Raw genomic sequence first — 20,922 nt, 5'->3', positions numbered from 1 at the left:
GCGCGATCTGTCTTCCATTTCGGTGATCGCGGAAACCACATGTGAGGGTAAGATGACCAAAGCACCAGAGTTCAACAACCGTCCGGCGGCTGAACCTTCGGAAACGGACCGCAAGCAACACATTCGCCAGTGGATCGATGGAAAACTTGGCCGCTGGGCAGGGCGCGGCGCGGCCGGCGGGTTGATTTCAACTTTGATGGCCTTGCCCGCGTTATCACAAGCCACAATCGAAGAACTGTATGCTTTCCAGTTCGCGGAAACCATTCCAGGCGTTCGCTCGGTCAAGTTGATGAAGAATGGCGATGTTCTTCTAAAAATGGCCGATGGCCGGACAATGATCGTGGCAGCTGAAAACGTCCAGATCCTGGACAGCGGTGCCATCATGATCGCTGAGAACGCGGTTCAGGAGATTGCCCAGTTCAGCGCCGTGGAAGCAGGTGTTTCCGCGGGTGCGTCCGCAGGCGGCATCAGTGGTGCCGGCGCGGCGTTGGGCGGATTGGGCCTGGCAGGGGCGGCTGCGGCCGCAGGAGGTGGCGGCGGTGGCGGTGAAGACAGCCCCGTCGTATCCGAACCCACCCCGACTTACACAAGCCTCAACCTCGCCGAGCTGCAATCCACAGCACTGAACAACGTCAGCACCAACGCCATCGCTCCCGAAGGGACTGCGACCATCGAAGTCACAATAGGGTCACTGGTGAAAACCGTGACACCCAACCCCGATGGCAGCTGGAGCATCTCTCTGACAGCAGCCGAAGCCAGCGGGCTTCCACAGGGTGTGTCGACGGTGACCATCAGGAACCTGGATGGGTCGGGGGCCGAGCTGTCGACACAATCCGTTCAGTTTGACATCGATACTGTCCCGCCAAGCCTGTCGATCACCGGGTTTTCTGACGGGCCGGTACTCAACCTGGGAGAGCAGGCCACCGATCTGACGGTCACCGGTGTAACTGATGCTGAAGACGGGCAAATCGTAACGGTTTCACTGAACGGGCAAAGCTATTCCGGTACGGTTTCCGGAGGACAGTGGAGCGTAACCGTCCCGGCGGCTGACCTTAGCGCCTTGCCTGACGGCGCAATCGTAAATGTCACCGCAGACGTGACTGACGCGGCTGGAAACCCGGCCGCACAGGCCAGCGGAAGCTTTGATACGGATTTCACCGCGCCAAGTGTTTCTCTGGATCCTGTTGCGGGTGGATCAATTGACCTGATTGATGTGGCTGGTGACTTAACCTTAACGGGTTCCACCACGGCCGAGGACGGGCAAACCATCATCGTCACGTTCGACGGGCAGGTGTACACCGGCACTGCGACAGGCGGAAACTGGACTGTCACGATCCCCAATTCTGACCTCAGCGGTCTGTCCACCGGAACACCTGCTGCAATTGTTGTGGCGGTCGAGGATATCGCAGGCAACCCGGCCGTGCCGATTCTAGTTACTGTACCAGTAGACCTGACCGGCCCCTCAATTTCGATATCTCCGCTTTCCGTCGGCGCAGTTCTCAACGCCGCTGAAGCCGCGGCAAGCTTGGCTATAAGCGGCACAACCGCCAATGTCGAAGATGGCCAGCAAGTCACCGTCACACTGGATGGTCAAACATATACCTCGACAGTGACGGGCGGAACATGGACTGTAACTGTCCCAGCCGGTGATCTCGCATCTTTGGCCAACGGAGGCAGCTTTCAGATCACCGCAGATGTCAGCGACGCAAACGGGCTGGCAGCCCCTCAGGCTGATGTGACACTTTCGAAAGACGTCACAGGACCGACCCTCAGCATCGACACGTTCTCGACCGGCGCATTCATGAATGCTGCCGAACAAGCGGTGGACCTGACAATATCGGGCGCAACGTCGGCCGAAGATGGCCAAGTCGTGACCGTCACTTTGAGCGGTCAAATTTACACTGCTACAGCCACCGGAGGGTCTTGGAGCACAGTTGTCCCCGCTGCCGACCTTGCGGCCCTCTCTGATGCTGCCACCGTGGCGGTAACGGCGGATGTCTCCGACGCCGCAGGAAATCCGGCGTCACAGGCCAGCAACAGTTTCACGACCGATTTCACACCCCCTACCCTGGGAATAACCAGTATTTCTGACGGCACTGTCATGAATGCTGCTGAGCAAGGTACCGACCTGATTGTCTCGGGAACCTCTGACGCCCAGGATGGAACGGTCATTACTGTGGAGATCGCGCGCGCAGACGGAACTGTAGATGTGAGCGGTACAGCAACGGTAACCGGTGGTTTCTGGACCTACACCGCAACAGTTGCCGAACTTTCAGGCCTCCAGGACGCAAGTACCTATAATGTCACGGCTTCTGTTTCAGACACTGCTGGGAATGGCAACCAAATCTCGACGAGTTTCACAACCGATTTTACAGCACCAGCAATCACGATCGACAGTTTGCCGGTTGGCTCCGTATTGGATGTAATGGAACAAGCTACAGACCTGACAATTTCAGGCACGACGACCTCGGAAGATGGTCAAATAGTCTCTGTCACGTTTGGCGGGCAAACCTATACAGGTGTTGCATCGGGTGGAACCTGGGCGATAACTGTGCCAGCCAGCGACCTGGGTGCGCTTTCCGATGGAACAAACTACACCGTCACCGCAACAGTTGACGATATCGCTGGCAACAGCGCAGTAGCGGCAAGCAGTTCGGTAACAACGGACTTTCGGCCAGTTCTGATGCTGGACGATGTCGGCGTGAACAACGCAGTGGCCCTTGCTGATGCCAAGGCGTCAGGCATTACTGTCAGCGGTTCCTCTGCCGGGCTTTCAAACGGCCAGATTGTAGATGTTTTGCTGAACGGCAGTTCCGTCGGCAGCGCGACAGTAACCGCGGACGGATCCTGGACACTGGCTGTTGCGTCGTCAGATTTCACCGCCATAGAAGCTGGGGATGCCCTGACTATATCAGCCCAGGCAACCGTTGCAGGGGGACCAGATCCCTTACCTGTATCGGATCAGGCGGTTGCTCATGAACCAGCTGCCTACGTGGTCTCAGAGGTCGGGCGCAGTGGATCAACCGTTACATTTGCCATTTATGCTGATGCTAATCGTGACATCTCTGGTGGCTTGGCTTTTACAGCGGAGCTTGAGTTTGACTCATCTGTCGCCACTTTCGACATCGGATCAGACACGGAACACAGCGCGTTTGATTTGTTCCTGGCAAACCCAGGCACAGGTGACATCATCAACTTCGCTGGCGCGGCGACTGTTTTTTCCGATTTGTCTCAGCCTCTTGTCACCTTCACGATGACAGTACAGGACGCTGCTCAGCCCATTGAGTTAACGATCAAAACACCTGAAGGTGGACCTGTTGCAGTTCAGTTTGGCACCAATGGCAATGACATCCTAACCGCGGCAAACACGGATACAATCATTCGTGGCGGTGGTGGCGATGACAGCATTGACATCACCGAAGCCGGGCGTGACGTCGTTGTCTTTGAAGCCGACCCGAACAACAATGGCGTAGACAGCATAACCGGTTTCACAATTGGGCCCGCAGCAGATGTAACCGACGCTCTGATGTTCAGCGGACTGAATGTCGCTACGCTCCGAGGTGATGGCACGGGTTTTGAGCTTCTTACTGTCGGTGACACATTGGGCACAGACACTGGATTTGTAGGCCTCGATACCGTTCTTGCAGACCTCAATGCCGTTACACTCGAAACGGCTGTAGAGAGCCTTGCCGGAGCAATTGCAGGTGACGCGCTCTATGTGATGGCAACGGACGGAACGGACAGTGTCCTGATCAAAGTTGATTTCGTGACACCTGGCGATGCCAACGTCGAGACCCTCGCCACTTTCCATGGACTCGCCGATCTCAGCGGCTTGACAGCCGACAACATCATACACACCGACCCAACCGGTGCGACGGCCTGAGCCAGCTCAGGAACAAATTGGCGTTCATCAGAAACACGAGGCAGTTATGGCACAGAATGGCTTAACCCCGGTCACACGAGTACGACATGGTCATCGGTTCTGGAAACGTTACACGTCGTTCGAATTCGCGCGCGATATGGTCGACTGCCCGGTGGCTGAGGCAGAGATCCTACAGGCAGCGGCCAATTTTCCGATCGCGTTCCGGAAATCCAAACGGGGATTTTACCCCGTGGCAATCTTATCGATGACACCAGACAAACCGACGCCATACGTGTCAGCAAAAGGGGAATGGCGCGCAAGCTATGTTCCCTCGGCACTACGGTGTGTGCCCTTTCAATCCCGACCACCTGAGCTTCAGGACAAAACCGGAGAGGGGGAGTTTGACTTGCTTGTCAACGAAAGCCTGGAGCTGGTTACCGACAACCCTGACGATGAGCCATTCTTTGACCGAACCGGAGCGCTGGGGGCTGAACTGCGAAATGTCCAGGCGTTCTTTCGCACTCTTACAGCATCACTGGAGAACACATATCAGTTGTGCCGTACGATAGGCGATATGGGGCTTTTTTCCCCACTCGCCTGCGCACAAATGGACGAATGCCTCGATGGTTACTTTGGTGTCAAGCTGGGTGCCTTGCGGCAAGTTCCTTCAGCGCATCTGTCATTGCTCGCCATGAACGGAGGCCTGCGCCTCATACATGCCCACCAAGTTTCCTTGACTCATTGCGCGTGGCTCTTGCCAGCTCAAATGCGCGTCGAGCAATTGGAGAAAAAGTCGTCGACCGGCGTTAGGTCGGGTGCTTCAGAATTTATGGAGGCGCTGGCAGCCGCCCAACGAAAGGAAAGCTTGCTCGACCATCGGTGGCAGGAGGGTCAGTATGCCATTTAGTAAGTATTCGCAGTATTTTGTCGCGCTCAGTCTGCTTCTGGCTTCGGTTTCCGCCTGCACGCGTCCACCCGATTTGACGCCTGTGACGATGTCCTTCGCAGCCCAAACAGCCGGTGCTGGGGCAACTAAACCATCAAAAACACTCAGTCACAGCGCCTTCGGGCAGCGGGTAAAAAAGGCGGTTGAGAACAGCCCAAACCTGGCGCAAGTCAAATCCAGAATGGGAATCGCGAAGGCCAAACAAAACGCGGCTGAAGGCGCTTTTCTCCCGGAGATTTCGCTGGGGCTAAACGCGCGATCTGAAAGGATTGCATCAGATATTGCGGATGTATCGCCGTATCTGAGGGTCTCACAATTGGTCTACGACGGCGGGGCGGCTTCAGGGGATCTGACCGCAGCGCGGGCACGTGTCTTGGAAAGCAGAGGCGATCAGATTCAAACGGCCTCATCCACTGCGCTCGCAGCTATCGAGACCTATGTACTTGTCCTCGATCAACGAAAGATTCAAAGCATCGCAGCACAGAATGTTTTGACCCATGAAGAGCTTGTTCGCCAGATAACCGACCGAACAGAAAACGGCGTCGGTTCAAGTGCCGACGTCCTGGCAGCCCGGTCACGCATGTCCGATGCGCGCACAAAGCTGGCTGATGCGTATGCGCGCACAGACCGCGCCGAAGCGCGATTCCGCGAAGTATTTGGGGATGAACCTGGCACTCTTTCTGCACCAGTTCCGGCACCTGGGCTGGAAAGAAGTGACATGCAGATCATAATGAACAGTCCTCAGGTTCGGCGGTCCGATGCAAGCCTTCTGGCCGCCAAGGCGGAATGGTCCGCAGCGCAAGCGCGCCGCAGCCCTGATGTCAGGGTCGCCGCATTCGCAAACCAGGATAACAATCGTGACGCGAATTTTGGAGTGGATCTTTCTTTCAATTACGAGTTGGACAGCACCGGCCAACGCCGCGCCGCAATAGCAGCGGCGGAATCGTTGGTCAAAGAGACAGAGTTTGCGCGCGAGCAGCTTATCCGAGAAATTACGCGAGAGTTGGGTTTTATCCGTTCGGATCAAAAAGCGGGTGCCGATCGGTTACGCGAAGCCCGGATTGCCGTAGAGGCTAACGCGGAAAGTGTCGCTGCATCCCGTGAACAATTTTCAATCGGCCGCCGTAGCCTCATTGAAATTCTGGATGCTCAGCGCGACTACGTAAATGCTCAGGAACGTTTGATCCTTGCGGAACAGAGCTACTTTCTAACCAATTATGCAGCCCTAAGCCTGACCGGAGACATACTCGACCTGCTTGGGGTTTCATTGGGCGACTGGGGCACTACACAATGAACGCATCCCACCCTGCCACCGATGCCTCGTTACTTACACCGTTTGAAGCCTGTCTGTTGAATATCTCGTCGGCACTTGAACGGCCATTGAGTCTCGCGGCGCTGCACGCGGCGCAAACTGGCGCAGATGGGGATTTGACAGTACGGGACATTCTCGCCCTCGCGCCAAAGGCGGGCATGCAGGCGGGGTATGGGGCAATGCGCCTTTCCGACTTGGATGACAATCTGACACCCACCCTGTTGCTGTTGGCAAAGGGTAAAGCCGTTGTCTTTCACGGACGGACGCAAGCTGGCGCCTTTTTGGTCTTCGACCCAGAGCTTGGCGAAGGTATCGGTGAAGTTTCCGAAGACAGGCTGGCAGCCTGTCATACCGGTTACGCAATCCTGTTCCGTCGCCATCACGACGGCGAAACATTGGACGGGCCCGGTTCACACGGCGGTCACTGGTTCTGGAACGCCCTGTCCGCCAGCCGGTGGTCATACGTTCAAGTCGCACTCGCTGCGGCGTTGGCAAACCTCCTTGGTTTGTCTACGTCCGTTTTCATCATGGTGGTCTATGACCGGGTATTGCCCAACGAAGCAACAGAGTCTCTGATCGCTTTGACCCTGGGTGTGGCGTTGGCACTGTGTTTTGACTTTGCCCTCAAGTTGCTGCGGGCGGGATTTATCGACAAGGCCGGGCAGAAAGCCGACTTGTTGATGGGCCGGCGCATTTTCGACCAGTTGCTGAACATCCAGATGAAATCGCGCACTGGGTCTACCGGTGCCATGACCAGCACCATTCGCGAGTTTGAAACTCTGCGAGAATTCTTTACATCCGCGACGCTGGTGGCCGTTGTTGACCTGCCTTTCATTGGGTTGTTCATCCTGGTGATCTATCTGGTTGGGGGACAACTGGCTTTGATCCCTGCACTGGCCGTACCGGTGGTGCTCCTGACAGGTTTGGCGGTGCAGCCAGTTTTATCAAGGATGGCGGAACGAAGCTTGTCCGATGGACAGTCCAAGCAATCAGTTCTGGTTGAGGCTGTCTCGGGACTTGAAACCATTAAAACAACGGCAGCAGGCAGAAAAATGCGCGCACGATGGGAACAGGCCATCGAACAGCAGTCAGCGCATGGTGCACGAAGCCGAACCGTCACGCAATTTGCCCTGAACCTGACCGGATTCACCCAACAGGCCGCACAAGTGCTTGTCGTATTTCTTGGTGTTTTTCTGATCACAAACGGGCAAGCCAGCATGGGTGCGCTGGTGGCTTCGGTAATGTTGACCGGCCGGGCTCTGGCCCCTCTGGGTCAACTGGCACAGACTTTGACCCGCATAAATCAGGCCAGGTGCGCCTATCGCAACCTCAACGCGCTAATGCATGCAGAAAGCGAACGCCCGGAGGGGCGCACATGGCTGACCCGCTCTGATTTCAAAGGGGCAATTGCCTTCAATAACGTGCATTTCTCGTATTCTGACCAAAGCGAAGATACCCTGCATGGTGTCTCATTCACAATCAAGCCTGGCGAGAAAGTCGCAATTCTCGGTCAAATCGGGTGCGGGAAAAGCACGATTGCGCGCCTGCTATTGGGGCTTTACACGCCGCGAGTGGGCTCGGTCATGATTGATGGATTAGACATACGTCAGATCGACCCGGGTGACTTGCGACGCAATATCGGATCCGTTCTGCAGGATGTCTGGCTTTTTTCGGGGTCTGTCAGGGACAATATCGCAAGTGGCGCAGTCCGGCCCAGAGATTGCGACATCGTCGAAGCCGGCCGTATTGCCGGTGTCGAAGAATTCGTGAACAGCCATCCTTCGGGCTATGACCTTCAACTCGCTGAACGCGGTGAGGGGCTTTCCGGTGGGCAACGGCAGGCAATCGCCCTGGCACGGGCACTTGTCGGGCGACCTCCGGTTTTACTTTTTGATGAGCCAACCAGTGCGATGGACGTCAAAACCGAAGCCCAACTGGTTCAACGCCTGAGTGCGTCAACCTCCGGGTCAACCTTGGTCATTGTAACGCACAGAACCAGTCTGCTGGAGCTTGTGGACAGGGTTATCGTTCTGGAAAACGGAAAAATCGCTGTTGATGGACCCAAGAGCCTGCTGACGCAGCACATGCGCCAGAAAGGGAGGCACCTGAATGTCGCAGCATCCTGATCTGGCGAAGTTGGCGCGCGAAATGCAGGGGCGGTCCCCCGTTCGTGGTTCATTGCTCTTGCTGTTGATCCTGTCGTGTATTGTCTCGGCCGGGTTGTGGGCGCATTTGACCGAGTTGGATGACGTAACGCGGGTCGATGGGCGGATCGTGCCTTCGGGAGACACACAGGTGATCGACGCCGCCGAGCCTGGCGTGCTGCGGTCGCTTCATGTGCGCGAAGGCCAGTTGGTCGACAAAGGGGCATTGTTGATGGAATTGGACGCCACACAAATCGACAGCCAACTTAGCCAGGAACAACAGCGCGCTTTCGGGCTGCAAGCCCGTGCACAACGTCTGCAGGCAGAAATAGATGGAACACAATTGAATTTCGATGCGCAGTTGATCGAAGGTGCGCCCAGTGTCGTGCGTTCGGAAACTGCACTGTATCAGGGTCGGCAAGCAGAGCTGGCGGCAGAAATCGCCATATTGGAACGACAACGTGAGCAAAAGCAGCGAGAACACGAAGAAGGTCTCGTGGATCAGGTAACAGCAGACGAAACCTTAAAAGTGCTTGGTGAGGAGCGTGCGATCGTAGCTCCGCTTGTTGAGCGGCAAATGGAACCGGCAACGACATTGCTGGCGTTGCGGCGCAGCGAGGCTGAGTGGCGCGGCCGCAAAGTCCGTGCCGAAGCCGTGACCAGCAGGTTGCAAACCGGTTTGGATGAAATAGATGATCGGATTCAAGCTGCTCACAGCCGATTTCGAAGCGCGGCGCTTACTGAATTGGCCATTGCAACTGCGGAACTGGCGACCTTGCAACCCGCCTTGCCTGCCCTACGCGACCGCGCTGCACGAGCGCAGGTTCGCTCTCCGGTTCGCGGTATCGTCAACCGCATCCACCGAACCACCATTGGGGGTTTGGCGCGGAGTGGCGAAGATCTTGTCGAGATTGTTCCCCTGGACGACACACTATTGGTCGAAGCTTACGTAAAGCCCGAAGATATTGCATTCTTGCGTGCTGGACAGCCCGTAAAGGTAAAGATCACGGCTTATGATTTTGCGCGATACGGGGCGCTGGATGGTGAAATCGTACGGATTGGCGCCGATACCGTCACACGATCAGAGCGGAACGACGAAGAGGTGTTCGTTGTGGAAATTCGCACGAGCAACACCATGCTCGATGGAAATGGTGTCGCAGTGGAAATCATACCCGGCATGATCGCAGAGGTTGACATTTTGTCAGGTCGAAAATCCGTATTGGAGTATCTGCTGGAACCTGTCGTGAAGATAAAAGATCAAGCTTTGCGTGAGTGAGCGCAAAGACCAAAATATTCGTTCTTGCGACGCTTACTGTGTTTTCTATCTACACTGCCGGACGCAGAGGGGATCGAAAGAAATTCAGGTTCACACTCTGGCCAACAGAGCGTCGCTATTTCCAGTCGACATCCCCTAAAAATATATACCCGGCACCGTAAATTGTTTTGATCAGACGCGGATTCTTTGGGTCTTCACCAAGTTTCGTACGCAATCTGGAGATTCTGACATCCATAGCACGATCAAAACTGTCGCCGGCCGCACCGCCCAAGGATTCCTGCATCTGCCCCCTGCTGATCAGCCGCTTGGGGCTTTCCAGAAACAGACGCAAAACCTCGCCTTCTGCATGGCTGAAAGGTGTTTCAGCCCCTGATCCGTCTTCCAGAACATACCGATCAAAATGCGCAATCCAGCCGTTGAATTCCGCCCTGTCCGATTGTGATGTCCGACCGCGCGGCGCGCGCAACCTGGCCCGTACCCGGGCTACGACCTCGGTGGGGTCAAACGGCTTGGTAATATAGTCATCTGCGCCAAGCTCCAGTCCTGTCACACGGTCCTGAACCTGCGCCCGGCCAGAAATTATGATCACTGCTGCACCCTGTTCCAGCGCCAAGCGATGAACAAGCGCCAGCCCGTCGGTATCTGGTAAGGACAGGTCCACAAGGCAGACATCAGGGGTTACTCGATTAAGGGATGCTTCAAACTCTCTGGCACGGGAAAAACTCTGCGTTCTGAAACCGGCATCCTCCAGCGCATCCGTCAGAATGCGCCGAATTTCGGGTTCGTCGTCGAGAATGGTCACCATTGGTTGCGACATCAGGCGGCCTCGGCTTGGATGAGAGCGGACAATTGGGCCTGTGAGAACGGTTTACGCAAAACAGGTGCCAAAGCAAGGGCCCGTTGATGCAGCGGATCTGAATTTGGCAGAGATGTCATAAGGATAAGCGGCAACCCCGGTTTCAACTGTTCAAGGATATCCAAGCCAGTACCGTGTCCTTCCAAACGGATATCGGACAAGACCAGCGAAATGTCCTTCACACTTGATATCAAGGCCAGTGCTTCATCAACTGAATTTGCTTCAATGACAGTAAAGCCCAAATCCACCAGCATGTCCCGAAACTGCCCGCGTAGGTCTTCGCTGTCTTCAACCAACAGTACCAATCCGTCCTGCGCCGGAGGAGCGGGCCGAAAAGGCAAACGCATGACAACTGAGGCCCCAGATGGCGTATTTCTTAGATTCAGATCGCCACCAGCAAGCTTGACCGTATCATAAACCATCGGCAGCCCCAGACCCGAACCGTCGCTCCCTTTTGTTGTGAAAAACGGGTTCAGCGCCTTTTCAAGCGCCTCGGGTGAAAACCCCGGCCCAGTGTCGGAAACCGTGACTTCGATCCAGATCTCACCAATGGCATGTGCACTGATTGTGATCTGGCCCGTGCTCCCGCAGGCATCCCTGGCATTCAGAACCAAATTCAAAAGCGCATCCTGAACCATACCCGGATCAAGCATCAATGTCTGTTTTGGCAAGGTGTTTACGACGGACAGGCCCACACCGCGAGGCAGCGAGGGCGTCGCCAGAATCCTCAGGTCTTCCAACAATCCCCCGATGTCAGTGGCCTGCGGTTGCGGCGTTCGGTTTCCAGTCATGTCGGCGATCCGGTTCAACAGCTGCCCGCCCCGGCGCGCCGTTTGTTGAGTTGCGGCCACAAGTTCCTGCGCGCCATCCGGCAAATCCATCTTGTCGAGGCGGGACTGCATCCCAAGGATGATAGTGAGCAGATTGGAGAAGTCATGGGCAAGCCCGCTGGTCATCTGGGCTGCCATCGCCCGGCGGCGGGTTTGTTGTAATGCAACGCGTGCCTGTGTCTCTTCGGTGATGTCCACCGACATCACGTACACACCCCCTGCCCCATCCGGCGTAAACGAAACCCGAATACGGCGGGAATCCTGATCTTCGGTGAACTCGAAAACCGACGGCTCTCCGCTATAGGCCTTAAGCAAATGGGCCTGAACCCGTTCAAAGGCGACCGCACCCAGCGCTTCAGAAATGTGAAGCCCCAGAATATCGGACGGACGCCCGGGCATGACGGCGCTCAGGCGGCGGTTCGAGTAATCGTAACGGCCGTCGCTGTCCAAATGTGCGATATGAGCCGGCATCATCTCGGTCACCATACGAGTACGCGCTTCGATTTCGGTCAGTTCCCGCTTGGCCTCTTCCAGCGCCGCGATCGTGGCCGCAAGTTTGCGGTTGGTTGCGGACAGTTCTTCCGCGTGGCTCAGCAACTGTTCCGACAGTTCCTCTGACCGCGCCCGCAACAGGTTTTCCGCCCGCCGCGTGCCGGTGATATCCGTGTAGACCGCGACCCACCCGCCTTGGGGCAGCGGCGCGCCTTCAATTGAAACAACCTGCCCATTGGGGCGTACACGCTCCATGTAGTGGGGCTCAAACGCCAAGGCTTGCTGGACACGTAGATTGACCATTTCCTCGACACTTTCATCGTCGCCATACTCACCGCGGCTGGCAAGAAAGTGGATCGTGTCGCGAAACAGAGCGCCCCTTTGAACCAGCTCATCCGGCAAACCGAACATTTCCTGGAAGCGGCGATTGCTGAGCACCAGTTGCAACTTGTTGTCATAAATGGAAAGCGCCTGACCGATCAGGTTCAGCCCAGCGGTCGTCATCGCCTTGATACGCTTTTCCGTTATGTCCAACTTCGTTTTCTCCACGGCTCATGCCTAGCATCAGAAATCATGCACGGGTAGTGGAATTGAGGGGAGGCGTTTCGGACTCTGCCTTCGTTCAAGTGCTTTTGCCAATCCGCGAATGCGCAAAGAGAAATACGTCGACACACCTGCCCGTGACCGAGTGCCCGGTATAGTTAGAACAGATGAACGTTGACAAAAAACCGCGTTCTAAGATGTGTATCTGGGGCGGGATTTTGCACCCTCAGATGTGATCGAATGCAAGGACAATGTGTGGTCCATATTTCTCATCCGGTGGCGCAACATCTGTCGGCTTAACCGTGCGAGGTCCGTTGCAAAATCTGGATTCTCCGCGACGTTCTCGAATTCGCCCTTACCTTGGTGGTCGAACAGGATCGGGGGCAGGTCGGCAGCGAACTCGACCAGTGTGAACCGTTCATCCCGCAATATTCCCAAACACGAGTCGCTGTTACCGGTCCCCAAGTCTTGCTGCCACAGCGTCGGGTTTTCAGGTTCTGAAAAATCAAGTTCACTGAAAGAATAGTCGCGCCAATCGTCTGGGATATTACCGCGCAACAATGGCAGCAAGGACCGACCATCCATAGCGTTCGGAGCAGCCTGTCCAATCCAGTCCAGTATGGTCGGAGTGACATCCACGGACTCGGTTGGAACGGTGATCTTGCTTCCCGCTACAGCTTCGTTCCCGGGCAAACGGATCATCAGCGGTGTGTGATACGCTGCGTCGTAGACCGTCATTTTGCCCCAGCTGTGTCGATCCCCCAGCATTTCACCATGATCGGCGGTGATAACCAGCAATGTATCGTCGTATTGCCCGCTGTCCTTCAGGTACTGGACAACACGACCGATGTGGTGATCAACCTCGGTCGCCAGGCCCAGATATATAGCACGCAAGGTGCGAATGTTTTCGTCCGTAGGTTCAACGTCATCGAAACCATGAACAAACTTTTTCGCGCTAAAGGTATCCAGCTTTGGTCCGAAGAACGGGTGCAGTGCTTTTTCTGCTGCTGCGCTCGGCAAGCAGTGCGGCAGAGGGATATCCGCCGGGTCATACATGTCATTGTACGGGGCCGGTGCGACCAAGGGCGGATGCGGGCGGATATAGGTCAAATGGGCGAACCAACCGTTTCCACGATGCGGCGCGATCCCATCAAGAAAGGCATCTGTCAGAAAAGCTGTATCGCTGTCTTCCGCCCGATACAGCGCGGGATCATTCAGCCGCGGGTGTCCACCGTCGGGCGAAACGGGCTTGTAGACATCCCAGTACTTTTCGAACTGGTACCCCTTTTTCATCAGATGCGCTTGCCAAGGATATGATTCTTCAAGGCGCATTTCGACAACTTCAACAAACCCAGTCATCGACTGTTCGTAAGACTTGAGGTCAGGGTCATTGGGATCATGGACGCGCGGGTCGGCGGAGGTATCTGTGTACCCAAACAACATTGGCAAGTAACCAGCTTTGCGCATCTCCGTGGCGATGTTTGGGGTATCGTGCCGTAACGGCGTTCCGTTTCTTACCGACCGATGATTCATCGCATATTGGCCGGTCAGAATCGATGCGCGCGAGGGACCACAGGGATTGGTGACCGAAAAATGTCGGGTAAAGGTCACGGCCTCATCCATAAAAGCCCGCAAATTCGGAAGGTTCACATGGTCTGCCAAGGCCCCGGACAGGCAATCCGCTCTAAGTTGGTCGATGATGACAAACAAGACGTTCTTGGTCTGATGCATACCGACTTCTCCGATTCCGCGCCGTAATAACCAACGCGGAATGTGTATTGCTTCCCGCCACAGCGCAACCAATTTGTCGGTCAGGCAAAGACGTGCTATCCCGACAAAGTTGTTGTGCGACAACCTCTGGCATGCACCTGTTCTGCATAGCTCCAATGCGACGGTCGGCGTGACGTCAAGGCCATCCAGCGCGGCAAAAAGAAGTCCAATGGCACAAAGCCATTGCGGTCATTGAATGTTTCAATTCACATGACCTCATGACGCAACCTTCGATTATCTCAGAACACGATTCCAGCGGTACTCGTGTACGCATATCCGGAGAGCTGCTCACGCAATCGCTTCAAACCGTTGAACAAGGTTTTGCCTCTGTCCGCCCAACCGGAGACAGGCTTGTTCTCGATCTGTCCGAGGTCGAAGCTCTGGATACCGGCGGTGCCTGGCTGATCGCGGACCTTGGCAAACGCTTCACGTCGCAAGGTGCAACACTTGAATTTCAAGGGGTGAAACCGGCACATGCCACTCTGATAGATACTGTAACCCGCAGCATACCCGACGAACCCGGTGAACTTGATAAACCGCGAAGTCTGTTGGATTTGATCGCACAGATGGGTCACATCACCGTAGGTGCCTGGCGGGATACGCTTTCCATCCTCGAATTTCTGGGTCTGACACTGCATCGGCTGTTTCGTACCATTGTCATGCCATGGCGACTGCGCAAGGCAGCGCTGGTCACACACATGGAAGAGACCGGGTTCAAAGCACTGCCAATCGTGGCCCTTATGGGATTTCTGATCGGTGTCGTACTGGCCTTTCAGGGCGCAACCCAGTTGAAGCAATTTGGAGCTGAGATATTCGTTGTCGAGCTGATCTCGATCTCGGTTCTGCGTGAACTGGGCATATTGCTGACTGCTATAATCGTTGCCGGGCGCTCGGGTTCTGCATTCACCGCATCTATCGGTTCGATGAAAGTGCAGGAAGAAATCGACGCAATGCGAACGCTGGGTCTGGACCCGATCGAAGTTTTGGTCATTCCCCGCGTTTTGGCCTTGTTGATCATGCTGCCCATACTGGGATTTGTCGCCGATATCGCGGGTCTGTTTGGTGGCGCATTGATGAGCTGGATCGACCTGGGGGTAAGCCCCGGCATGTTTCTTACTCGCTTGAAGGAAAACACCGACGTCTGGCAATTGGCGGTCGGTCTTATCAAAGCTCCGTTCTTTGCGCTCGTTATTGGCGTTATTGCCTGCTGGCAGGCAATGCAGGTCAAAGGGTCCGCCCAAAGTGTCGGTCAACGTACGACAGCATCAGTTGTTCAATCCATTTTCATGGTGATCGCAATCGACGCTTTGTTTTCGATCTTCTTCTCAGAAATCGGAATATGACATGACCGGGGATACACCACAGCCATCAGTCGCCACAACTACAGACCGTGAGGCTGTCATTCGTGTAAGCGGGCTCCGAACTCAGTTCGGTACCCAGGTGGTACACGAAAACCTGAATCTTGATGTCTGGAAGGGAGAAGTTCTGGGAATCGTTGGCGGGTCGGGCACCGGTAAATCCGTATTACTCAGAACTATCGTAGGGCTGAACAAACCCGCCGCCGGAGAAATCGAGGTGCTGGGCGTCGATGTTCTGAATGGCCCAGAGGATGACCGCCGCAGGATCGAACGCCGCTGGGGTGTTGCCTTTCAGGACGGGGCACTGTTTTCGTCACTGACCGTGCTGCAAAACGTGATGGCTCCGTTGCGGGAACACACAGGTCTCAGCGAAAAACTAATGGAGTCTCTGGGTGCGTTGAAGATCAGCCTCGTGGGACTGCCACAGCTGAGTTGCGGCAAGTTTCCGTCAGAACTGTCGGGTGGCATGCGCAAGCGCGCTGCGCTGGCTCGGGCGCTGGCCCTTGACCCCGAGATCGTTTTTCTGGACGAACCAACCGCAGGATTGGACCCGATCGGCGCAGCGGCGTATGATGAACTGATCGGCGAATTACAGCAGGCACTTGGGTTGACCGTTTTCATGGTCACCCATGATCTGGACAGTCTTTACGCGATCTGCGACCGCGTTGCAGTGCTTGCAGAAAAGCGCGTACTGGTTGAAGGTCCGATTGAGGACATGACCAAGGTCGACCATCCTTGGGTACAGGAATACTTCACAGGCCCCCGCGCCCGCGCGGCGCAACAGAAGGGGCAAAACAGGTAAAGGCAATGGAAACCCGGGCGAACTACATCCTGATCGGCGCGTTTACTCTTGCAGGGTTGCTGGGCGCATTCGGCTTTTTCCTGTGGCTCGCCAAGTTTGAGATCACGCGCCAATACGCTTATTACGATGTACTATTTGACAATGTCGCAGGTCTGTCGGCAGCCAGCGGCGTGAACTTCAACGGCCTGCCGGTCGGGCAGGTCGTTTCCTTGCAACTGGATGATAATGATCCGTCAAAGGTTCGCGTGCGGATCGAAGTGGACGCAGACATTCCGATAACCAATGATACAATCGCACAGCTTCAGTCACTTGGTGTGACTGGTGTTGGTTATGTCGAACTGACAGGGGGATCCGCTAACGCCGAACGATTGCCACAAAAGAGCATTATCAAGAGCAAACGAAGCACAATTCAATCCCTGTTCGAAGGCGCGCCAAAAGTTCTGGATGAAGCCGTAACGCTTTTGGAAAACCTGAACAAAGTCGTCGATGACAAAAACAGGGAAGCTGTGAGCGGTATTCTGGATAATCTTGCTTCGGCCACAGGTAAACTGGACAATACACTGACAAGTTTTGAATCCGTGGCAAATGACATCGGCAGCGCTGCGCAGGATGTTGGCGCGTTTTCAAAGCGGCTGGACCCGCTGATCGAAACTGCGCAAACAACGCTCAAGACCGGCTCTGAAACACTGGAAGCTGTCAAAACAGCATCCGAGTCCGCCAAGACAGCGCTGGACGAAGCTAAAACAACCCTTCAGACGGCGGACCGCATTTTGCAGCAGGACGTGAAGCCTTTCATAGAGCGAGGCTCGCAACTGGCTGAACGATTGACCGTTTTGTCTGATGAAGGCAGCGTTACCCTTGGAATTGTGAACGAAACCGTGATGAACGCCAATTCGACGCTTGGTTCGATTACTACGACGATGGAGTCCGCCAAGGGGGCGCTGGCTTCGGCAGAATCCGCTTTTGACTCTGCAAATCGTGTCATGGAGGAAGACGTGGCACCTGTTGCGGAAGATGTCCGGAAGGCGGCCAATCAGGTGACTGAAACCGTCGCGGGCATAACGGAAAAGATCGACCAGATCTCGGACGACGTCCTGAGCGCGTCAAATTCCGCGTCCGAATTGCTGGGAACCATCGACGGCATTGTTCAGAGCAACCGCCGACAAGTGTCAGACTTCCTGCGGGTCGGGTTGCCTCAGTTTGTTCGTTTCATCGAAGAATCCCAGCGTCTTGTTATCAGTCTGGATCGCCTCGTAGACAAAGTTGAACGCGATCCGGCACGTTTCCTTCTGGGCACCCAAGCATCGGAGTTCCGTCAATGATCAAGCCTGCACTTGCAATGTTGATGGTCGCGTTGTTTGGCGGCTGCGCTGGTCTGGGCACGTTGCAACAAGCGGCGAAACCGAATGATTTGTATCTGCTGACCCCAAAAAGCACGTTTTCCTCGGCGCTGCCCAGGATTGAAAAGCAGATCGTCGTTCAGGAACCCACGGCAACTGCCGCTGTAAACACGGACCAGATTGCCATTCAGCCCACCTCGTTGCAGGTTCAATATTTGCCCCGCGCCCGCTGGGTGGATCGCGCGCCCTTGATCGTTCAAACCTTGTTGGTTGAAAGCTTTGAGAACTCGGGCAAAGTCGCAGCTGTTGGACGCTCAACCGTTGGCCTGCGGGCCGATTATGTAATAGCCCCGGACCTTCGAGAGTTTCAGGGGGTCGTGATCGAAAATACCGAGAACGGAGCCAAAATTCGCGTCGAAGTTCGTATTAACATCAAGGTGATCGACGAATACGAAGATAAAATCGTTGCATCCAGCTCGTTCCAAGAAAACGTCGTGGCGGCAAGCGATCAGACGCCGGATCTGATCAATGCATTTGACCTGGCGTTGGGGCGCGCGATGAGAGATTCTGTTGAATGGAGCATTCGCAAGATCAATACCCACGTGGCAAACAACCCGCGATCCATTCCCAGATAACGAAAGTTGCATAAGACGGCGGAAAAAGCGGGCAATTACGGCCGCGCTTTCACATTACCAATCATCGCGCTACCTAATGTGGTTTTCAGAATTGTGCGGCCGAAGCTCGGTTCCAATCATCTGCAAATTCTTCGGGAATGTCGTCCTTTAACAAGGCACCGTCCTCCAGATAAATATAAAGCTCGGCATAGGTACGCTCATGCTCGTCCGCAGTTCGGCGCAGGATATCACGGGGATGTAACTCGGACGCTTTTTCCTTGCCCATCGCGCCCAAAAGCTCGCGGAAACTTTCCAGTGTGGCATCGTGATAGCGATGAACACGCCGGCGTTTCTGCGGCACATTCACAGCGCGCCCGCGGATGGGATCTTGTGTAGCCACCCCTGACGGACAACGGTTTGTGTTGCAATGCAATGCCTGGATGCAACCCACCGCAAACATCATCGCGCGCGCCGAGTTGCACATGTCGGCACCAAGCGCCAACTTCTCGACCATGTCATAACCGGTCGCCACTTTTCCGGAACAGATGATCCGGATCTTGTCACGCACTCCGACACCACGCAAACAGTTGCTGACAAAGATCAAGGCTTCGTTCAGGGGCATACCCAACCGGTTGGTGAATTCCACCGGGGCTGCGCCCGTGCCCCCTTCTGCCCCGTCAATTGTGATGAAATCCGGCAAGATACCCGTTTCAAGCATTGCTTTACAGATCGCCATGAATTCGGACGGCCTGCCGATGCACAGCTTGAACCCGACAGGTTTGCCACCTGACATTTCTCGCAGGTGCTGGACAAAATGCATCAAACCTGTGGGCCCATCGAAGGCACTATGGGTGGGCGGAGAAATCACATCCTGATGTTCGGGCACTCCCCGTATCTCGGCAATCTCGGCATCGACTTTGGCTGCAGGCAGAACACCGCCATGGGCGGGCTTTGCACCTTGTGACAGCTTGATCTCAATAGCCTTGACCACGTCCCTTCCTGCCTTTTCGGCAAACTTGTCCTTGTCAAATCCACCAGCAGGGGTCCGGCACCCGAAGTAACCCGTCCCGATCTGCCAGATGATGTCCCCGCCTTCGGCCAGATGATGCGGTGACAGCCCACCCTCTCCGGTGTTATGCGCGAACCCCCCATCCTTGGCTCCTCCGTTCAGCGCGCGGATGGCATTGGCGCTGAGCGCGCCAAAGCTCATGGCAGACACATTAAGGCGTGAGGCGCTGTAAGGTTGCGTACATTGCGGACCCCCCAGCATTATGCGTTCTTCACTTTTGTCTACATGTTTGGGGGCTAGTGAGTGGTTGGCGCGATGATACCCGGTTTCGGTAATGTCGTATTGCGTGCCGAACGCCTGTGTGTCCACCTGCCCCTTGGCCCGAGAATAAACCAGCCCTCGGACAATCCTGTTGAAAGGCCGTCCGCTTTCGTTGGTTTCCACAAAATATTGGCGAATTTCCGGGCTTACAAATTCCAGCATGTACCGGAAATGCCCAAGAACCGGGTAATTGTTCAGGACGTTATGCCTGGTCGTCAGAACATCATAAAGACCGATGATCGCGTACGGCACCAAAATGATCAGAAGCCAAAGCGCAGGCGACCAGAAGAACCCAAGGATCAGAACTAACGGCAGACAGACACAGCTCAGAAAAAAGAAAATTCTGCGGACAATCATGTTCCAAACTCCTTGTGTTTCTATTGGGCTGATGAGCCATGCTGTCAGAACTCAACGTGAAACAGATTGAATTTTTATTTCAAGTGCCTGCGGAAAAATGTCTGCTGAGGGACGCAAACGTGAAATCATGTTACGAACCGCCCAACTGTTGAACCCAATGCAACCACCAGATAAATCATGCTCAACGGACGACAAAGGGCCGATCCTTGGCAAACACACAATCCCACCTCTGGCATGACCGAAAAAGCGTGATGTTTCTATCCGTCTTCGCAGGCGGTGCACTTGGGTCGTTGTTGCGTGAGGCGTTTACACTAGAGATCCCAGGCCTAAGCTTTCTCACCTCGACTTTTGGCATCAACGTAGTCGCCTGTTTTGTTCTGGGCTGGCTGTATTCCGTGCGCAATAAGGTGCACGCGCATGTTCTGCATCTTGGCGCCGTCGGGTTTTGCGGTGGATTGTCGACCTTTTCGTCTTTTGTTGCAGATCTTGAACGAATAGCCGACGGCGGCCTATGGGTAACCTCCCTGGCAATCGGGCTTGAAGTTTCATTTGGCCTTGCTGCCGCGCTGTTTGGTGAAAGACTTGGACGGCATTTTCATTCCGAAAAGACGCCGTCATGAGCGAAGTGTATCTTCATTCCATGTTCGCGTTGGGCGGAGGTCTGGGGGCTGTGATGCGCCATTGGCTGGCGCTGAAGATTCGGCACGACTTGCCACTAGCAACCTTGCTCGTAAATGTGTTGGGTAGCTTGCTGCTGGGGATCTGGGTTGGGTTTTTAGGAGGTCCAGTAGACATTCCCGAGGACCAAAAACGCCTTGTTTTCGGGTTTTGCGGTGGTTTTACAACCTTCTCCAGCTTTGCCTACCAATCGCTCGAACTTCACCGCGAGCGCACATTGCTTTTGGCAGCAGGCAATATTCTGATCAGCCTTGCTCTGTGCTGGTTTTCTTTCTGGCTTGGCCTGTTGCTAACGCGTTGAAGCGTAAAAAGCTGGGCAACAAGTTTGAACGCTGACCTGCTTTTCTTTCCGGCCAATGTTGGGTCCCAAGCCACGCCAATAGTTCGACAAATAAAGAGTTTGAAAAGACTT

The 20,922-nt window shown here is 55.2% G+C and carries 15 protein-coding genes; 11 read left to right on the top strand and 4 right to left on the bottom strand.

Annotated features, from left to right (window positions below; all coding sequences use genetic code 11):
• Nucleotides 1–52 precede the first annotated feature (52 nt).
• The 5 genes from ACR0ES_RS09985 to ACR0ES_RS09965 are packed head-to-tail and all read left to right on the top strand — an operon-like array spanning nt 53 to nt 9,540.
• Nucleotides 53–3,883, top strand: a complete 3,831-nt coding sequence (locus tag ACR0ES_RS09985; protein ID WP_480773683.1) for a beta strand repeat-containing protein — start codon at nt 53–55, stop codon at nt 3,881–3,883.
• Between the two features lie 46 nt (nt 3,884–3,929).
• On the top strand, nt 3,930–4,769 hold the full coding sequence (locus ACR0ES_RS09980) for a SapC family protein (RefSeq protein WP_480773682.1): 840 nt from the start codon (nt 3,930–3,932) through the stop codon (nt 4,767–4,769).
• Nucleotides 4,678–6,102, top strand: coding sequence for a TolC family protein (locus ACR0ES_RS09975; RefSeq protein WP_480773681.1), 1,425 nt, complete (start codon nt 4,678–4,680; stop codon nt 6,100–6,102). Before ACR0ES_RS09980 ends, ACR0ES_RS09975 begins: the two co-directional genes overlap by 92 nt.
• Entirely contained in the window at nt 6,099–8,246 is a 2,148-nt protein-coding gene (locus ACR0ES_RS09970; protein ID WP_480870511.1) for a type I secretion system permease/ATPase, read from the top strand. The genes ACR0ES_RS09975 and ACR0ES_RS09970 overlap by 4 nt, the downstream gene beginning before the upstream one ends.
• A complete protein-coding gene (locus ACR0ES_RS09965) occupies nt 8,230–9,540 on the top strand; it encodes an HlyD family type I secretion periplasmic adaptor subunit (protein ID WP_480870508.1) in 1,311 nt (436 codons plus the stop codon). Before ACR0ES_RS09970 ends, ACR0ES_RS09965 begins: the two co-directional genes overlap by 17 nt.
• A gap of 115 nt (nt 9,541–9,655) precedes the next feature.
• On the opposite strand, the gene ACR0ES_RS09960 is transcribed toward ACR0ES_RS09965, so the two are convergent.
• The 3 genes from ACR0ES_RS09960 to ACR0ES_RS09950 all read right to left on the bottom strand — a co-directional run bounded on the left by ACR0ES_RS09960 (nt 9,656) and on the right by ACR0ES_RS09950 (nt 13,992).
• A complete protein-coding gene (locus ACR0ES_RS09960) occupies nt 9,656–10,357 on the bottom strand; it encodes a response regulator transcription factor (protein WP_480483716.1) in 702 nt (233 codons plus the stop codon).
• Entirely contained in the window at nt 10,357–12,252 is a 1,896-nt protein-coding gene (locus ACR0ES_RS09955; RefSeq protein WP_480870506.1) for a PAS-domain containing protein, read from the bottom strand. Before ACR0ES_RS09955 ends, ACR0ES_RS09960 begins: the two co-directional genes overlap by 1 nt.
• A 201-nt stretch (nt 12,253–12,453) precedes the next feature.
• Entirely contained in the window at nt 12,454–13,992 is a 1,539-nt protein-coding gene (locus ACR0ES_RS09950; protein ID WP_480773678.1) for an alkaline phosphatase family protein, read from the bottom strand.
• A 257-nt stretch (nt 13,993–14,249) separates the two neighbouring features.
• Between ACR0ES_RS09950 and ACR0ES_RS09945 the strand changes: the two genes are divergently transcribed.
• From ACR0ES_RS09945 to ACR0ES_RS09930, 4 genes are read left to right on the top strand one after another with little or no spacing between them, the layout of a single operon-like run.
• A complete protein-coding gene (locus tag ACR0ES_RS09945) occupies nt 14,250–15,374 on the top strand; it encodes an ABC transporter permease (RefSeq protein WP_480519934.1) in 1,125 nt (374 codons plus the stop codon).
• A 1-nt stretch (nt 15,375) separates the two neighbouring features.
• Nucleotides 15,376–16,191, top strand: a complete 816-nt coding sequence (locus ACR0ES_RS09940) for an ABC transporter ATP-binding protein (RefSeq protein ID WP_480494154.1) — start codon at nt 15,376–15,378, stop codon at nt 16,189–16,191.
• 5 nt (nt 16,192–16,196) lie between these two features.
• Nucleotides 16,197–17,513: an MlaD family protein gene (locus tag ACR0ES_RS09935; RefSeq protein WP_480870504.1), complete on the top strand. Its 1,317-nt coding sequence runs from the start codon at nt 16,197–16,199 to the stop codon at nt 17,511–17,513.
• Nucleotides 17,510–18,166, top strand: a complete 657-nt coding sequence (locus ACR0ES_RS09930) for an ABC-type transport auxiliary lipoprotein family protein (RefSeq protein WP_267366949.1) — start codon at nt 17,510–17,512, stop codon at nt 18,164–18,166. Before ACR0ES_RS09935 ends, ACR0ES_RS09930 begins: the two co-directional genes overlap by 4 nt.
• Before the next feature lie 85 nt (nt 18,167–18,251).
• On the opposite strand, the gene ACR0ES_RS09925 is transcribed toward ACR0ES_RS09930, so the two are convergent.
• Nucleotides 18,252–19,832 (bottom strand): FMN-binding glutamate synthase family protein, encoded by a 1,581-nt coding sequence (locus ACR0ES_RS09925; protein WP_480870501.1) that lies wholly within the window; start codon nt 19,830–19,832, stop codon nt 18,252–18,254.
• A 251-nt stretch (nt 19,833–20,083) separates the two neighbouring features.
• Here ACR0ES_RS09925 and ACR0ES_RS09920 point away from each other — a divergent pair, with 251 nt between their 5' ends.
• Together ACR0ES_RS09920 and crcB are read left to right on the top strand one after the other, a co-directional pair.
• On the top strand, nt 20,084–20,452 hold the full coding sequence (locus ACR0ES_RS09920; RefSeq protein WP_480506967.1) for a fluoride efflux transporter FluC: 369 nt from the start codon (nt 20,084–20,086) through the stop codon (nt 20,450–20,452).
• Nucleotides 20,449–20,811 carry a fluoride efflux transporter CrcB gene (gene crcB, locus ACR0ES_RS09915; protein ID WP_480773674.1) on the top strand — a complete coding sequence of 121 codons (363 nt, stop codon included), beginning with the start codon at nt 20,449–20,451 and terminating at the stop codon, nt 20,809–20,811. The genes ACR0ES_RS09920 and crcB overlap by 4 nt, the downstream gene beginning before the upstream one ends.
• The last annotated feature ends 111 nt before the right edge of the window (nt 20,812–20,922 follow it).

Source organism: Ruegeria sp. N7, assembly GCF_056531345.1.
This window is presented reverse-complemented; position numbering and strand designations above follow the sequence as displayed.

Bases quoted from the DNA above. Each gene is read 5' to 3' on its own strand.
- ACR0ES_RS09935 (WP_480870504.1), top strand. From the start codon at position 16,197: ATGGAAACCCGGGCGAACTACATCCTGATCGGCGCGTTTACTCTTGCA.
- ACR0ES_RS09985 (WP_480773683.1), top strand. From the start codon at position 53: ATGACCAAAGCACCAGAGTTCAACAACCGTCCGGCGGCTGAACCTTCG.
- crcB (WP_480773674.1), top strand. From the start codon at position 20,449: ATGAGCGAAGTGTATCTTCATTCCATGTTCGCGTTGGGCGGAGGTCTG.
- ACR0ES_RS09945 (WP_480519934.1), top strand. From the start codon at position 14,250: ATGACGCAACCTTCGATTATCTCAGAACACGATTCCAGCGGTACTCGT.
- ACR0ES_RS09970 (WP_480870511.1), top strand. From the start codon at position 6,099: ATGAACGCATCCCACCCTGCCACCGATGCCTCGTTACTTACACCGTTT.
- ACR0ES_RS09940 (WP_480494154.1), top strand. From the start codon at position 15,376: ATGACCGGGGATACACCACAGCCATCAGTCGCCACAACTACAGACCGT.
- ACR0ES_RS09980 (WP_480773682.1), top strand. From the start codon at position 3,930: ATGGCACAGAATGGCTTAACCCCGGTCACACGAGTACGACATGGTCAT.
- ACR0ES_RS09960 (WP_480483716.1), bottom strand. From the start codon at position 10,357: ATGTCGCAACCAATGGTGACCATTCTCGACGACGAACCCGAAATTCGG.
- ACR0ES_RS09930 (WP_267366949.1), top strand. From the start codon at position 17,510: ATGATCAAGCCTGCACTTGCAATGTTGATGGTCGCGTTGTTTGGCGGC.
- ACR0ES_RS09925 (WP_480870501.1), bottom strand. From the start codon at position 19,832: ATGATTGTCCGCAGAATTTTCTTTTTTCTGAGCTGTGTCTGTCTGCCG.
- ACR0ES_RS09920 (WP_480506967.1), top strand. From the start codon at position 20,084: ATGTTTCTATCCGTCTTCGCAGGCGGTGCACTTGGGTCGTTGTTGCGT.
- ACR0ES_RS09965 (WP_480870508.1), top strand. From the start codon at position 8,230: ATGTCGCAGCATCCTGATCTGGCGAAGTTGGCGCGCGAAATGCAGGGG.
- ACR0ES_RS09950 (WP_480773678.1), bottom strand. From the start codon at position 13,992: ATGCATCAGACCAAGAACGTCTTGTTTGTCATCATCGACCAACTTAGA.